The sequence below is a fragment of the Blautia sp. NSJ-175 genome (assembly GCF_022867815.1).
GTDB classification, from domain to species: domain Bacteria; phylum Bacillota; class Clostridia; order Lachnospirales; family Lachnospiraceae; genus Blautia; species Blautia celeris.
Genome location: NZ_JALIFQ010000035.1, coordinates 1 through 15,093, shown reverse-complemented (window position 1 = coordinate 15,093; position 15,093 = coordinate 1). Strand labels below are relative to the sequence as shown.

General features: G+C 39.3%; 12 protein-coding genes. 3 read left to right on the top strand and 9 right to left on the bottom strand.

Annotation, left to right across the window (positions count from 1 at the left end; genetic code table 11):
* Nucleotides 1-26 precede the first annotated feature (26 nt).
* From MUB35_RS28575 to MUB35_RS28565, 3 genes are all read right to left on the bottom strand, one after another.
* Nucleotides 27-1,016 (bottom strand): uroporphyrinogen decarboxylase family protein, encoded by a 990-nt coding sequence (locus MUB35_RS28575; protein WP_033143240.1) that lies wholly within the window; start codon nucleotides 1,014-1,016, stop codon nucleotides 27-29.
* A gap of 127 nt (nucleotides 1,017-1,143) precedes the next feature.
* Entirely contained in the window at nucleotides 1,144-3,744 is a 2,601-nt protein-coding gene (locus MUB35_RS28570; RefSeq protein WP_244807265.1) for a PAS domain-containing hybrid sensor histidine kinase/response regulator, read from the bottom strand.
* Nucleotides 3,745-3,792: 48 nt separating this feature from the next.
* The gene (locus MUB35_RS28565) at nucleotides 3,793-5,481 is read right to left on the bottom strand and encodes a methyl-accepting chemotaxis protein (protein ID WP_054350773.1); all 1,689 of its coding nucleotides are present in this window, start codon (nucleotides 5,479-5,481) and stop codon (nucleotides 3,793-3,795) included.
* Between the two features lie 202 nt (nucleotides 5,482-5,683).
* Here MUB35_RS28565 and MUB35_RS28560 point away from each other — a divergent pair, with 202 nt between their 5' ends.
* The 3 genes from MUB35_RS28560 to MUB35_RS28550 all read left to right on the top strand — a co-directional run bounded on the left by MUB35_RS28560 (nucleotide 5,684) and on the right by MUB35_RS28550 (nucleotide 9,186).
* On the top strand, nucleotides 5,684-7,117 hold the full coding sequence (locus MUB35_RS28560; RefSeq protein ID WP_244807264.1) for a GntR family transcriptional regulator: 1,434 nt from the start codon (nucleotides 5,684-5,686) through the stop codon (nucleotides 7,115-7,117).
* A gap of 318 nt (nucleotides 7,118-7,435) precedes the next feature.
* Nucleotides 7,436-8,653 (top strand): MarR family transcriptional regulator, encoded by a 1,218-nt coding sequence (locus MUB35_RS28555; protein WP_055154206.1) that lies wholly within the window; start codon nucleotides 7,436-7,438, stop codon nucleotides 8,651-8,653.
* Nucleotides 8,653-9,186, top strand: coding sequence for a hypothetical protein (locus MUB35_RS28550; protein WP_015526878.1), 534 nt, complete (start codon nucleotides 8,653-8,655; stop codon nucleotides 9,184-9,186). Before MUB35_RS28555 ends, MUB35_RS28550 begins: the two co-directional genes overlap by 1 nt.
* Before the next feature lie 315 nt (nucleotides 9,187-9,501).
* Here the strand turns inward: MUB35_RS28550 and MUB35_RS28545 are convergent, their stop codons facing one another.
* The 6 genes from MUB35_RS28545 to MUB35_RS28520 form a co-directional block, all read right to left on the bottom strand.
* Nucleotides 9,502-10,020 (bottom strand): ClbS/DfsB family four-helix bundle protein, encoded by a 519-nt coding sequence (locus MUB35_RS28545; protein WP_054338129.1) that lies wholly within the window; start codon nucleotides 10,018-10,020, stop codon nucleotides 9,502-9,504.
* A 53-nt stretch (nucleotides 10,021-10,073) separates the two neighbouring features.
* On the bottom strand, nucleotides 10,074-10,490 hold the full coding sequence (locus MUB35_RS28540; protein ID WP_054338130.1) for a DUF3788 domain-containing protein: 417 nt from the start codon (nucleotides 10,488-10,490) through the stop codon (nucleotides 10,074-10,076).
* A gap of 50 nt (nucleotides 10,491-10,540) precedes the next feature.
* The gene (locus tag MUB35_RS28535) at nucleotides 10,541-10,870 is read right to left on the bottom strand and encodes a DUF1648 domain-containing protein (RefSeq protein ID WP_054338147.1); all 330 of its coding nucleotides are present in this window, start codon (nucleotides 10,868-10,870) and stop codon (nucleotides 10,541-10,543) included.
* Between the two features lie 181 nt (nucleotides 10,871-11,051).
* The gene (locus tag MUB35_RS28530) at nucleotides 11,052-11,819 is read right to left on the bottom strand and encodes a hypothetical protein (protein ID WP_114002467.1); all 768 of its coding nucleotides are present in this window, start codon (nucleotides 11,817-11,819) and stop codon (nucleotides 11,052-11,054) included.
* Between the two features lie 148 nt (nucleotides 11,820-11,967).
* Nucleotides 11,968-12,510 (bottom strand): hypothetical protein, encoded by a 543-nt coding sequence (locus tag MUB35_RS28525; RefSeq protein ID WP_054338131.1) that lies wholly within the window; start codon nucleotides 12,508-12,510, stop codon nucleotides 11,968-11,970.
* Nucleotides 12,491-14,974, bottom strand: a complete 2,484-nt coding sequence (locus MUB35_RS28520) for a type 2 lanthipeptide synthetase LanM family protein (RefSeq protein ID WP_244807263.1) — start codon at nucleotides 14,972-14,974, stop codon at nucleotides 12,491-12,493. The genes MUB35_RS28525 and MUB35_RS28520 overlap by 20 nt, the downstream gene beginning before the upstream one ends.
* Nucleotides 14,975-15,093 lie beyond the last annotated feature (119 nt).

The window sequence follows — 15,093 nt, the reverse complement described above, 5'->3', positions numbered from 1 at the left end:
GTCTCCTTTTCGGGGGTGTATTTATGTCAGAAGAGTTTAGCGCTGACTTTGGCGATCTCTTCCGTGATCGTGTCATATACGCCCGGGAAGATAGATTCCGGGCCGCCCATGGTATTGCAGGGGATAAAGAATTTTGTGCCGTTTTCTCTGCAGACACGTTCTACTTCCTGAGCAATGTGTTCTCTGCTCCAGTCTTCCCTGTCCACTTCGCCGCTGTCAATGCCGCCCATGAATGTGATCTGTCCGCCGTATTTTTCAATCAGCTCAGGGATATTGTTTGTACTCATAACGCCCTGCCAGATATCTATGCCCATCTCGATCATAGAAGGAACCAGATTGGCTGCATAGGAATCGGAGTGATGGATCACAACCTCAACACCGTGCTCCTTGTAATATCCGTAAACCTTCTTATAAGCCGGCTCATAGAATTCCTTGAACATCTGCGGGGAGATGAAGGAGCTGCTCCTGGAACCCCAGTCATCGTGATGGAAGAGGGCATTCGGTTTTAAGTATTTGCAGATCTCTTCCGCGTATGCCAGCTCCCAGTCTGTGATGTAGTCGATCAGCTCATGCATATATTCCGGTTCTTCATAGAACTGGATCAGACAGTTCTGGATCTCCAGAAGATAATGGCACTGCTCAAAGATACCCGGTGCTACAAAGGGAGCTACAAAATATTCGTCACGGTCAATTTTCTCAGCCTCTGCGACAAAAGGAGCCCATTCTTCTGCGGAGAATTTTACGTTAGGTGCTTTCACATAATCTCTCCAGTGTGTGATGTCCTTGCAGACAATATGCTCCTCATCGTGAACCGGGAAAGGCCCCGGCATTCCTTCCGGGAAGGAAATGGTGACACCCCATGCGTTTTTAACATTGGGGCCGCCCTTTGTGGGCATGGCATTCCTTACGGAGTAAGGGGTACCGAAAAGAAGGGCGATGGCTTCGTACTGATTCACATATCTGTCAGGATGGCCTCCGCGGATGGTTTCTAATAAATTCTGTCTTTTTGATAACATAGTATAAACTCCTTTCTCTATTTTGTATGTCCGTTGGTTTATACTAATATTATAGGGGATGGGGCTTATGTGCACAATTAATCAAATATGGGAAATTATGAGGCAAATATTAGACATAATGGTGGTTTTACTTTATAAGAAGTTTCTCCTTTATCGTCTGATATAACTGATCAAAGTCAACTGGTTTTGCCAGATGACCGTTCATTCCGGCTTCATAAGATTTCACCACATCTTCGTGGAAGGCATTGGCTGTCATTGCTATGATGGGTATGGTTTTTGCCATGGGGTGACCTGATTTTCTTATAATTTCAGTGGCCTGATAACCATTCAATACAGGCATCTGTACATCCATTAGAATAATATCGAAGGCATCGGGAGCAGACAGGAAATTGTCTACAGCCTCCTGTCCGTTGCAGGCACAGGTGACATCCAGCTTCATTATGTTTAACAGTTCCACTGCGATCTCCCTGTTGAGCTCATTATCTTCTGCCAGCAGCACGCGGCGGCCTTCTGTTTCAGGATTTTTGAAATCATGTTTCTTATGGCAGGGAGCTTTGCCGGCGCCTGTGACAGACAGCAGTGTATTGTAGAGTGTGGAGGAGAAAATTGGTTTGGAAAGGAAGGCATTGGCACCGGCCTCACGTGCACTTTTCTCAATGGAGCTCCAGTCATAGGCTGTGATTATGATGATCGTGGTTTCCGGGCCTACATATTCCCTTACCCGGCGTGTTACTTCTATGCCGTCCATATCAGGCATTCTCCAGTCAATGAGACATACATCATAATCATCACCAATTTTATGGGCAGCGATCACCTTGTCCACACACTCTGTGCCGCTCAGCACCCAGCAGGATGATATACCCAGATTTTTCAGCGTCAGTGAGGTATGAAGACAGCTGTCCTGGTCATCGTCTGCAATGAGGACATGCAGAGATTGAATGGCCTGGGGAGAGTGGCTGACCCGGTTCGTTTCCGCGGGAGTATCAAAATCCAGTTCCACCCGAAAGGTGCTTCCTTTACCCGGTTCACTTTCTACGGCAATCGTGCCTCCCATTAATGTGATCAGATTTTTGGTGATAGACATGCCCAGGCCTGTACCTTTGTATGTCTGTCCTGCAGATACATTTTCCTGTTCAAATGGCAGAAACAGACGGTCCAGGAATTCTCTGTTCATGCCAATACCTGTATCACGCACAGTGAAACGGAGACGGACCCGGCCTTTCTTTTTCTGAAGCTGCCGGATCTCCAGGGTAATGGTCCCGCCTTCCGGTGTGAACTTAAGTGAATTGGAAAGGAGGTTGATCAGTATTTGATTTAACCGCAGAGAATCACCAATCAGATCCGTGTCAGAGAGATCTGCCAGAGGGATACTGAAATTCAGGTGTTTTTCCACAGCCTGGGGATATATGATGGAAGTAATGGATTCCACCACGCTTTCCAGATTAAAGGGTTCCTTTGTCAGGGTCATTTTACCCTCGTCGATCTTGGACATGTCCAGAATATCATTGATGAGGGTCATCAGATGTTTGGAAGCGTAGCCTATTTTTTCAAGGCAGCTCTCCACACGGCTGCGGTCTGTTATATAGGTGGCGGCAATGGTGGTCATGCCGATAATAGCGTTCATTGGAGTACGGATCTCATGGCTCATTCTGGAAAGAAAATTCTGTTTGGCAGCATTGGCATTCTGGGCATTTACCAGGGCATCGTTTAAGGTCTGCCTGATACGCATATCTTCAGAACGGTCGAAAACAGTTACAATGCAGCGGATGGTCTTGCCATGAACTGTCTCCGGGAATATCTGAAGGCGCATCCAGTGTATTTCTCCGTTAGGAAACTGCATCCTAAAGTCTATACTCCTTCCGTCTGCATGTTCCTTCAGATGTACAAATTCATCGAATGAGACCTTATCTTCCTCCAGGACCCGTTCACGAAGCGCATCCAGTTCTTTTGTAAATGCATCTTCTTTTATTCCCAGTACACGCTCACAATTTGTACTGATATACTCCAGTGAATCATTGTTCAGATTGTGAATCAGAAAGACTTCATCTACGTTTGCTGAAAGTATATTAAACAGATGTTCCCGGTAATGAATCTCCCTTACATTTTTCTTCTCACGCCAGAATGCAATTAAAAAATAGGAAGGAAGAAATACAGTGAGGATAACTGATGAAACCGTTGCTTTGACAGCCATAATCCTTGAGTTTTTTTCCAGACTCTGTACCTTTTGGTCCGCAAAGGCAATGACTGCGGTAAGGGCGTCATTCACGGCATCGTATTTGGGATACAGAATTTTTTCCACATATTCTGAAATGGCGGCATTGTCTAATGTGATAACAATGGGCAGTGCTTCGTTCTGTGTCGTTTCCAGATCCTGCATAGCTTTCAGGAGATTTTCACTGTCTTCTTTCGGTCCAAGGTATTGTCTGGTGATCACCTGAATGGCATCATACTGCATAGTATAACGTTCCTGCAGCGTCTGCTGCAGATCATCCATATCCAGGTCATCCTGCGAAAACATGCTCATGATAAAGAAACGCATATCCAAAAGACGTGAACGTGTGGCTCTTGCTTCGTTGGAGACTGAGTAGGGATGTTCGTATATCTCAGACGCCATTTTCTGCATATGAAGGGTCGTAAATATGCTGGAACCAGATACAATGACAGCCAGTATACAAACTACAAGTATCCCTATCTCGGAAAGTGCAGGGCGTTTTTTTCCTGTTTTCATTGGTTCTTTCTCCTTTTGACATGAATGATACGGAAACGGAAAGGTCTTCTATTCTGCAGGGCTTCTTAATCTGAAATGAGCAACAAGCTGGCTCAGGAGTTGTGCCTGAGAGGAAAGTTCCTCACTGGCAGCAGCGCTTTCTTCAGCAGTAGCGGAATTTGACTGCACCACATCTGAAATCTGATTCATTTCCTGGGTGATCTGATGGACGGATTCTTCCTGTTTGACAGAAGCTTCTGTTATGTAATTGATAGATTCTGTTATACTCCCAACACCCCTTACGACTTCCTGCAGAGAATCCGCGGTAAGGTCAGCGCTCTTTATTCCCCGCTCGATGTTTTCCAGAGATTTTTTGATCAGCACTGCTGTATTTTTGGAAGCATCAGCGGAATTGTTTGCCAGATTACGAATCTCTTTGGCGACAACAGCAAACCCTTTTCCATGTTCGCCTGCCCGTGCGGCTTCGACTCCGGCGTTCAATGCAAGGATGTTTGTTTGAAAGGCAATGTCTTCAATGGTCTTGATGATCATCTCAATGGCTTTTGAACTTTCACCAATATCCGCCATGACAGAAAGCATATCCTGCATTTGCTGTTGGCTTGCCTCAGCGCTTTTCCTCACTGTTTTTATATTTTCATGGACAGCTTTTGCACTTTTAACATTATTTTCAACCTGATCATATATGTCATGGATCGCAGATACAAGAGTATCTATAGAGGCTGTTTGTTCGGCGGCTCCCTGTGCCTGTATCTGTGCCCCGGATGATACCTGCTCAGAACCGGCGGCAACCTGCTCTGCAGACTGATTGATCTGCAGTAAGGTCTCACTCAGACTGGTGTTGATCTTAAGCAAAGAGGAGAGTACCGAATCTAATTCCCCCACATAGCTGTCCCCTGCCCGGCTGCTGACGTCAAAATTCCCCTCTGCCATTTCATTCAGCAGATAGGTTTCGTCCCGGATCACCGCTGTCAGCGTCATCACCATGCTGCGCATATCTTCTGCAAGGCATCCCATCTCATCTTTGGAATAGTAATTGATCTTGGTGGATGAAAGCTTTCCTTGTGCAATGTTTCTGGCTGCCTGTTCCAGCTCGCGGATGCCGGAGGATATCCCTTTTGAAATGTAAATACCAAAAAGAATGCTGATCACTAAGCTTGCAGCCCCCAAAAATACCAGCATCTCAATGGCAAATCTCTGTTTTTCCTGTAAATCGTTTATCAGTTGCTTTCCTGTGGAATTACCGCTTTCTATCAGTTTGTCCAGCTCTTTCTGGGCTTCTTTGATCACAAGAATATTATTATTTTCCATGTAAGTGGCGGCTTCTTCCGTTTTGTTTTCTGCAGCCAGGGACAGAACGTGTTCCCGCATGGGCGTAAGTCTTGTGAGGCAGTCTTCCAATCGTTCTATGATCTGGCTGTCCCCCTGAAAGTGTTCTTTGATAACAGGAAGCTCGTTCTGGATGAGGTTTGCGGAATCCAGAGAATTGGCAGTAGCTTCGCGGGTGATCTTGGTGTCTGAATTTGCTATAGAACGATAGGTAGCTTTCTGCATTCTCTCGAAATTAGCGTTGATCAGACTGGCACTGTCGTTAACAATAAACGGTCCATTGTAAAAAACTTTGACCTTAGAGTTCAGATTAACCAGATTTACAATGCTGACAGAAAATCCTATGACCATAAAAATTAAAATTACCGCATAGGAAATTAATAATTTTTTCCTTATTTTGATATTTTTCATCCCCCAACCTCCATTGTTTTATGTTTTTGTTTTTTTCCCCTGTAATGTGTGAATTTAACTCTGCTCACATACTTATTGTATTTTACCATACCCTTAATTTATAAGCAATTGATTTATTCAGTCTTATGCGGGAAAGCCAAAATCAGTAGCAGGTATACATAAAATGTGGTAGAATAAATTGATAAAATTAAGAGGTGAATGAATGAAAACCAAAAGTGAACTGAACTGTCTTGTTTATGATTTCTATGTAACCAGAATTCTCTTTGGTTATTATTCTTACGGAGATAGCCTTCCGCCTATGCAGAAGATCAGTGAGTATTTTCGGCTGGCTGTGCCAACTGTCAGGACTGCGCTGAAGCTTCTGGAGAAAGAAGGATATATTGAGATTTCCGCTCCGAAAGCGGCCAGAGTGATTTATAAGGCTTCCGGAAAGGACTATCTCAGGAATATCGCACGCTATCGGTCTGCCCGCAAGGAAGGACTCTTGGATATGCGGCAGGTGAACCGGCTGCTGCTTGCTCCATTGTTAAATGCGGGAATATCGGCAGGAGACGAGTCTTCCCTAAAGGACCGCTGGAAGAAAATGAAAGATAATGAATTTGACGGAATGTCCGTCTCCATAGGGTTATATACGTCTGCACTTGCCAATCTGGATAATAATATGGTCATGAATTTTTACTGGGAAATGAACCGCTATACTCGTATTCCATATATGTTAGGTAAACTTGAGGCATTGGAAGAGATTATTGAAAAGTTAGATACACTGCCAAAGGAGGAGATGGGAGCATTTCTCACAGAGGAATTAGAGTCTGTTTATGTGAATGTAGATAAGATATTGAATAAGAAGATTCAGAGCGAATATCCCAAACTCCTGGACGGCCAGTATCCGGGGATTCCCTTTGAATGGAATTTTTATTATAAGCGTTCCCAGATTCGCTATACACTTGGGGCTAAAATGATACAGGAAATATTGTATGGATATTATCCCATCGGAAGTTATCTGCCGTCTCTGCCGAAACTGGCAGAACATTATGGAGTATCGGTTGCCACTATCCGTCGTACAATTGACTTTGTGGCAGGTTACAATATAGTGAAAAGTTTCCAGGGAAAGGGCACACAGGTTTGTCTGGGAAAAGAGGATGTAACGGCATCACAGGAGGTGGTCCGGCTTGCACTGAAATATTTTCTGGACGGTATGCAGTTTGTGGCGCTGACGCTTCGTCCGGTCTGCCGGTATACATTAAAGCGTATTTCCGCTGAGGAGTTAGATAAGCTGGGACAGTTTCTTTTGACGATCTGTGAAAGGAAAAAGGAGTATCTGCTTTTGGATATCTTTTTAACATTCATTGCGGAGCGCTGTCCATCCCCCGCTGTCGGACATTGTTATCTCAAGATATTGAAATGCCTGGTCATGGCGTATCCGTTTACATTGTTTCAAATGGAACAGGCAGAATTTGACAGAATCTATGGTGAGATGATCCGGCAGACCATTCATAATATAGAAGGAAGAGAGATTGATAAGATCACAGATGGATGGGGTGTTTTTTTTGAGGAGCAGGAGCGGTATTTCAGGGAGGCTGCCCGTAATCTGACATATGACAGATATAACTGGAAAGTAAAGCTGCCAATCCATTGATCCTCAGGTATATGACAAGAAAAAAGTCCTGGAAAAATGAATTTCCAGGACTTTTCAGAGGCGCCAACCAGATTTGAACTGGTGATAGAGGTGTTGCAGACCCCGGAAAAAAACCTCGGAACCCTCTAAAACTCTAAGGTTTTCCAAACTGTCCACCTTATATCCACCCTAATTTTCATGTTGCTTTCATGCCATATCAGGTATTTTACTGTGCCAAATCTATGCCACTTAGCACCCCTATGGGCATATTATATACATTTTAGTATCTTTCGTCTACAATTATTTTACTACAACTACAATATTATATGGAGGTTTATCGTGAATTATCAATTAGAATTAAAACAAATTGTGGATTTTCCACGCTGCCGGATTTACCGGGAATTTATACAAACCCTTATGAAAGACAGAAGCATCCGTACCAACGGAGGTTCCTGTCTTTTTTATTTTCTCATTTTATGTTCTTATGCAAATTACAGCTCCTCTTATCGGAACATCGAACACCTTACTTACAAAGTTGTTCCTGGCGAATGGATCTGTTCTCTTAAAGAACTCCAGATTCACTTCCGCCAAAAATTCCAGCACCAGGTCATATCCATATTGGATACCCTGGTTGAGCAAAACCTTTTAACCTACTCACTGCACGAAAAAAATAAGATTATCCAATACAAGATCAAAGACTGGCCAAAAGATAATACTGCCCTTTCCTATAATTACCCATGCAAAAAAGACATCGGGTTTTTCTTTTTTCCAATCGCAGATGTTCATAAACTAATCGGACTGGGAAAATGTTCAGAAATGGATGCTCTTTTGGATCTTTGGATTCATGCAGTCTATAATGATCCATCTGTGCAAGGCTCTGATGCCGGTCCAGTAGTATATTTTCGCAATCAGACTGGAAATCCCTTGTTCAGTTATCAGGAACTTGCCAGACGTTGGAAACAGTCGAAATCTTCTGTATCCCGTCTGCTTAAAAAACTTGAAGATACCGACATGATCACACTGATTTCCTATTCCGGGAAACATGGTAGCATGGTATATCTGCGTAATTATCTGTCCGTTATGTTTAATATCAGTGATGTCATGATTGATAAGGAGGAAATTGCCATGAAAATGCAACTGCCAATACATATAACCGAAGATACCTTGCCTGACAAAAACAATTCTGAATGCGTTTCAGAATCTATTACTGACGAACAAATCATCGTTTCACAGGAAGGCTCCTGCGTTCCAGAATCACACATCAAAGTCATTGTTCGCAAAGTCGCTGAAATACTGGAAATACAAGGCATTTCTTGTTGTAGATGCCCCAAAACAAAGTATATATTATCTCCTTTATCAGCCTGCAAGGATAGTATATATCTATATTCACTACGTATTATCTGCCCCTGGGGGAAAGCAGCCTATCAGTTTGAATTAAAACTAAAACCGGAAAATCACGCCGTCACCAACGTCCCAGGGCATACTCCGCCTCTGCAGCATACCTTACCTGCCTTCGCTGAAATCCCAGAAGTTCTGTTGAAAGGAGGGGTTGTATAATGGCAAAGAAAAATCACCACCCTGTTTCTGCTGAAGTAGAAAATAATCCGTTGTACCATGATACCTATAAGCTGCTCCGTTGTTACCGGGATTCTACTTATAGCCTGATGGTTGCTGTCCGGCAGGTGGAAATTCAATTCCAACTGGAATACAACACCAGTGTAGACGAATTTCTAGATTCCATCTATGCTGCAGGAGCAGATCTGGGAGACAGCCAGATTGAAGAATGGGCAAAAAGCATTGCCCGCAGTAACAAAATGATAAAGCTGCTTCTCTCTTCTGTGGATCTGCTCCGGAAAAATCATAAGCATGGGGAAGAATATTACTGGATATTATATTACGCCTTTCTGTCTCCCCATGAACTGAAAAATACAGAGGAAATCCTGGAAGAGTTGGAAAAGCACGTTCCCAGTATCTCCTACCGGACGTACTACCGAAGGAGGCAGGCTGCTATTAACGCTCTTAGCAGCATACTATGGGGATTTTCTGCAAAGGGGACACTGGAAACTTTAAATAAGTTTTTCCCAAAATAAAATCGACATTTTCCATATAGGCACTCATAATTGAAAAAAACAAAGGAGGGTGCCTATTATGGATCAATTATCAAATTTTATATCCGAATATCTCAAAACATGTGAAACCATAAAAAAGTTAAATTCCAAAACCATTAAAGCATACCGTATAGATTTATCACAATTTCTTACCCTTTGAATCTGAATAATGTTTGTCTCTTTTATTTTATTAAAAAAGTGCATATCCTGAAACTGAATATGCACTCCAAATAGCATTATATATTTATTTTCTTTTGCACAAAAAAGCACGATATTTTCTAAAACTCTATCTGTGTGTCAAAGTAAAAGCTTCTTCCACTTCCTAATCTTTGTCCGAAATGTTCCAAAAGGGGCTACTGTATTTACATGAATAAACTTATAAACTTCCCATACTGCTGTTTTGGTAGCTTCATCTGCCCACTTTCTTTTATGTGGTAAAAATAGCTCCTCTTCCGTCATAGAATCAATCATTGTAAAAATTTTCTGTATATTATCATCCAGCATGCCCATTAGTTCTTTTAGAGATAAATGGGCATAGGTATCGGTAAACCACTGATACAATTCCCCCAATTGATTCCACTTAAAACCATCCGATGGTGTTTTCACTGGAAGTCCAGCCTGTTCATCATTTTCCCATTTCAATACTAATGCGGTCCACCCAACCTGATATGCAAGATTTTCTGCAGGTGTTCGATCTACCTCCATACATTGTTTGTCCTTCAAGGATTCCGGGATATCCTTAAACTCTGCAATATATTTGTCGTAAGCCCTCTTGATTTCTGCCTTTAGTTCCTCTTTATTTTCATACGTCTTCATCGTTTACCTCGCAGTCTTCCGTCTTTACTCCTTGTTCCACACTCCAAAATTGATTATCCCCTGCGAATTTCAATAAGCTGAAGTACATCCGCAAACATTTCTCCTTGATCTTCTAAATCAATCATAAGCCATTTTTGTCCATTTCCCCATCTTGTTTTTTCATAAAGTTCTCTTAATTCTGGGGCACAGTCGCATAAAATATTCTCAACTGCTTCTTTTACTTTTGAACCAATCACAACCAGCACTGTGAAATACCCTTCTCTTGGATATATCGTACACAGGCTTTTCCCAGACTTTTTAAATTTTACATTCCAACCACGTTCTAAACTACAACGGCTAAATTCTATTTTTTCATGGCACCTGTACTTCTTTTTAATCTCGGAACAAAATTTCATAAATACTGGATTTCTAATATATGCCGCAAAATCCTCTAAGATCGGAATTTCCTCTTGATTCTGCATATCAATCATGACCATTCTCCTTTGCTCTTTATAGAAACTGGAATTTTTTGTTGAAACACTTAAACAAATGAAGCATAAATAACATAAATTTCTGCAATCAAAACAATTCCGAGAACGCCATCTATCATCAAATTATACTGTATATCTGTCAAAAATGTTTTTGAATGTGTCAGGAAATATTTAATGTTTTCTTTTCCAGTCAAAAGTGTAATTATGATTAACAAAATAGGAAATAAAAAAATCTCTACCTTATTTCCAAAATCATCTGCTATCCCATTTGCAAAATGAACAGGAATAATCTGAGGTAAGAAAAACACGCTTACTATTGCTAATAAAACACCAATACTGCAAATTCCCCATGTTAATTTTCTGCTTCCTACAAGTTTCATAAAAATGCCTTCTTTCTGCAAAATTTAATTTTATATTTTTTCTCTTGGCTATCCCTATTTCTCCACAAATCTAATAATATGGACTTCAGTATATCATATCATTTATATCGCATCAACATCCAATCTTGTGAGGTACATTTGAAATAATTCCGGCTAAATACTCCTTGCTGTCTTGCCCCTTCTACTCTGTATCGGATTTCTCTTGATCTGCGTCTTCTCTTTTATTCCTCCTTTTCGTTAACCTGTTTTTCACTTCAACCAACCCTACAAAGGCAACAACCACTGTAGCCATCCCCATTCCTATCCCTGAAGCAATATCATTGATGATATTTTGAGCAGGAGATAACGCCCCTACCAGTAAAACGCCATATACCATCGCAAATAGTAGAGCAGAAAGAATGTCTTTGACCTTACGTTCACGAAATGTCTTCTTATACTTTTCCTCCCATTCTTCTTTCATACTTTGCAATTCTACTTTCCCTTTTTTCCCATCCTCTAATAATAATGTAAAAGGTACATAAGCTCCGATCAAAACGCTAATTGTTATATTTGGAATTTCTAAAGCCATTTTCGAAGCATCACGACTTGCAATAATAAATCCCGATATGCAGGCTCCCACATACGCCATAAAAATATAGCGTTTTTTTTCACTTATCCCCAAATCATTTTTTTTAAAACATAAAGAAAACAGATAGTCCATAGCCCAAATCAAAAGAAGTAATAGCACCGCACATATCACAGCATTAAAATCAGCCTTTATGAGTAACGAAAAGCATATATAGGCATACGATGATAGGAGCATAAGAAAAACATAAACAAGTTGCTGTATCGGCTTCTTTATTCTGTTTACAAATTCAAAAACCCAATATTTCTCTCTATAAATACAATAAATAAAGCCTGCCGTAAGTATCATACTGATAATATAAGATATTATTAAAACTCTCTCCATGTATTTCTCCTTTGTAAAATCTGTTTGATATAACCTATTTCTTATTTAGATAGATTCGTTAACTATGGAGGGACAAAACATTGCAGCTAAATATATTTTCTACCCTATATATCTCAAGGAATATGAAAAATCATATTCCCCAATTATTCTACCATCCAACACACCTACCACTTAGGTCGTAACTGTGCATTGGTAATTTCATCAATGATTCTTCACCATGTTCTGAGAACACAACCACTGCTCCTCTTAGTGAAAATTCAACTAAAATTTCCTCTATAGTATGATTCCAAACATTTTCAAACATTTCATGCAAAATAATAATGTCTGCTTCTTGAAGAAATGCCACTAATATTTCTAAGCAGTATCTCTTAGATATATCCAATCTGCTAACCATTTCGTCTTTACAATCGGACAACTTCCCCATTCCCAGAAAGCCTTCAATCACATAATCTTTGTTTATAATTGAACCTACATTTCTCTCTATATACCGAGATACTGTAACATTATCCTCTGGCTTCATGTTTTTCAGTTCAACTTCTTTTATGCTTTTTGTTGTTCCATAGCATTTTATAATGTCTGTTATCTTACGCTCTTGTTTACTACTACAATTATAAAATCCAACTATGTCTCTCGAACTTATGCGGAACAACCCATCTTCTTCATCATTTTTACTAAACTTCATTTCTATCATATATTCCCTCAACTCCTATAAGCAATGGTAATTTGGGCATCTTATATTTTAACAAAGCATAAGCGATTCCTGATAAACCAGTCATAAAACCTGGATTGTATAATTCTGTTGGTAATATATTTTCCTCATTAAGGAATTCCAAAATCTGTTCAAATCGAGAATCACAAATGCTTCTTACCTGCTTATCATCAAAAATTTCTGCATATCTTTTTAAAATCAATAAATTTCCCATGTTTCCATGGCATAGGCAGAAACCTGCATGTAACCCGTCTTCAATTAATTTATTTTTAGCAAGGCTTATATCTTTAATAGCTTGCTGAAGCAATGCAGTTTCTCCTAAATTCTTGATGGCATTATATAAGGTTAATCTGGATAACAGAATACCCGCAGCTCCATGGCACCACGCTATTGGTTGACTCTTATGCTGATCAACCTCTGAAAACTTTCTTAAATCAATCCAATTATTATCCTTTTCTGAGTATAAAGAATTTTCATATTCTACTAAACTTGAAAGGATATCTAAATATTTTGTTTGTGGATATACCTCATATAATCTTGAAAATAGTTCTATAAAACCACTGTTTCCATGTGCAAATCCCGCCAATACTTCAGGAACCACCTCTGATTTCCAACCAACTTTTCCATTTTCAGTAATCATATTCTCTATCAATTGTTCTGCTATTTGTATAGCTTTTTGTAGATAAATAGGCTTTTTTGTTTTTCTATACATATTAATCAGAACCAAAACTATTCCCGAATTTCCCGAAATCATATCGAACAAACGATCTTCTAAGATAAGTGTTTCCATACAATTTAGCCACTTATCGAAATATTCCTTATACTTGATATCATCATATATTTCATATAAAATACCCAACGTATATAAAATCGAACCTTCGCCGCTAAAGATTCCTGTATTAAAGTCTTCGATATTCTGTTCCCCTTCACTTATAGTATCAATATACCTCAACAAACGATTATCTAAAACCTCACAAATCTTATGATATTTTCTGTCATGGTATATCCATTCATATAAATGGAATACCAAATTAATCCCAACCGTACCATCATATAATGTATTCGGTAATGCCTGGATCATCCACTGATTTTCTTTTATACCAAATAATTTTACGCCAATCCAATTAACGTCTGCTCCATCTTCGCTATAAATCGCATTTGTTCCTATTTTATCTAGCAGCTCTTTTGCCAATTCTTCTGCCGTTTTGGCCATATTACTATAAAGATCTAGTTTTAACCTTTTATTCTTTATTTTCCTTGTTCCTGCATTCTCCATATTAAAAGTAATTTTAATATATTGCGTCTGTTGTTCTAAATTCTTATAGGACAAATTCTGTATATTTTCCTCAATTTGCTGCAAAGCTGGCTTACTAAAGAAATCCTTTACTTCTCTGCCATCCCAAGTATAAATGTTTTTTTTACTTCCACGAAAATAAAAATACGGTATATCACCACTTAATAAATCTTCAATTTCATACTCAATAAGAGATCTACTCCTTTGATTTTGAAGATTTCCATTTGCCAATGAATAAAAAAATAAATTTCGTGCTCCTCCATCCACTAATAATTCAGGATGATATGAACTACTCAACACAATTGCATACTGTTGTGTATTTCTAATCAGATATCTCACCTCTAATTCACCATATTGTTGTATGATTCTTAATAGTGTTTCTGTATTTTCCATTGCACCTAAGTATGCACTTTCAAATCCCTGGATAATTTTATCTGCAAATTCGGAGGGTTGAATAAACCTTCCTTTTAGCATTGCCAAATTGTGATTTCCTTTCGATACTGGATAATCATAGACAACCCTCATGTTAACCGACTTCGGATTGATAATAAAGGGGATTTTTATCGGGAATTTTTGTCCTTCTTCTCCACTAATGGCACTCATATTGATTCCTGTATCTCCTGCGTTATTCCATGAATAAAAGGGGAGTATTCCTGAATACAACACCGATTTTCTTAAAAGACTAGCCACTTTTTCTGCTGCACTTTTCCCATTATTCTCTTCTATATTTCCTATAAATGTTTCCGCATCAATAATAACTGGATATTCATTGCATGCAATGAGATTTTCAAAATGAATATCTCCTCCTTCCAAAAGATAATTTATAAACAAAATAATCCCTATTCTTTGATAATATCTTGAAAGTTCTTCTATAGACTTACAATCTCTTTGTATTACAATTTCGCACCAACCATACATTTCTTTATCAAGTATAGAATACTCATAACTTCCCAAATTACATATTCTATAGAAATAATTTGTAATCTCTTGTAGCTTAATCTCATTTTGCAAACTTCGTGGTTTATATAAAATTTTATCTCCCGATACAAATTCCACACAAAATACTCTTCTCCCTTTTTTATGCGAATCAGAAAAATCTGTCGAAAGATGGTTTACGACAAATCCTTTTTCAGTGATATTAAATTTTTTCATTAAAAAACACAATAAAAATCTGATTATCCGCTAAAACACAGTATCTATCAGCATTTTCAAGAAAACAAACACATCAATTTACTACTTATTTACTACTAAAGAATGAGCCTTGATACGCA

Excerpts from the sequence above, each read along its gene's own strand:
- MUB35_RS28575 (WP_033143240.1), bottom strand. The coding sequence starts at position 1,016 with ATGTTATCAAAAAGACAGAATTTATTAGAAACCATCCGCGGAGGCCAT.
- MUB35_RS28570 (WP_244807265.1), bottom strand. The coding sequence starts at position 3,744 with ATGAAAACAGGAAAAAAACGCCCTGCACTTTCCGAGATAGGGATACTT.
- MUB35_RS28565 (WP_054350773.1), bottom strand. The coding sequence starts at position 5,481 with ATGAAAAATATCAAAATAAGGAAAAAATTATTAATTTCCTATGCGGTA.
- MUB35_RS28560 (WP_244807264.1), top strand. The coding sequence starts at position 5,684 with ATGAAAACCAAAAGTGAACTGAACTGTCTTGTTTATGATTTCTATGTA.
- MUB35_RS28550 (WP_015526878.1), top strand. The coding sequence starts at position 8,653 with ATGGCAAAGAAAAATCACCACCCTGTTTCTGCTGAAGTAGAAAATAAT.
- MUB35_RS28545 (WP_054338129.1), bottom strand. The coding sequence starts at position 10,020 with ATGAAGACGTATGAAAATAAAGAGGAACTAAAGGCAGAAATCAAGAGG.
- MUB35_RS28540 (WP_054338130.1), bottom strand. The coding sequence starts at position 10,490 with ATGATTGATATGCAGAATCAAGAGGAAATTCCGATCTTAGAGGATTTT.
- MUB35_RS28535 (WP_054338147.1), bottom strand. The coding sequence starts at position 10,870 with ATGAAACTTGTAGGAAGCAGAAAATTAACATGGGGAATTTGCAGTATT.
- MUB35_RS28530 (WP_114002467.1), bottom strand. The coding sequence starts at position 11,819 with ATGGAGAGAGTTTTAATAATATCTTATATTATCAGTATGATACTTACG.
- MUB35_RS28525 (WP_054338131.1), bottom strand. The coding sequence starts at position 12,510 with ATGATAGAAATGAAGTTTAGTAAAAATGATGAAGAAGATGGGTTGTTC.
- MUB35_RS28520 (WP_244807263.1), bottom strand. The coding sequence starts at position 14,974 with ATGAAAAAATTTAATATCACTGAAAAAGGATTTGTCGTAAACCATCTT.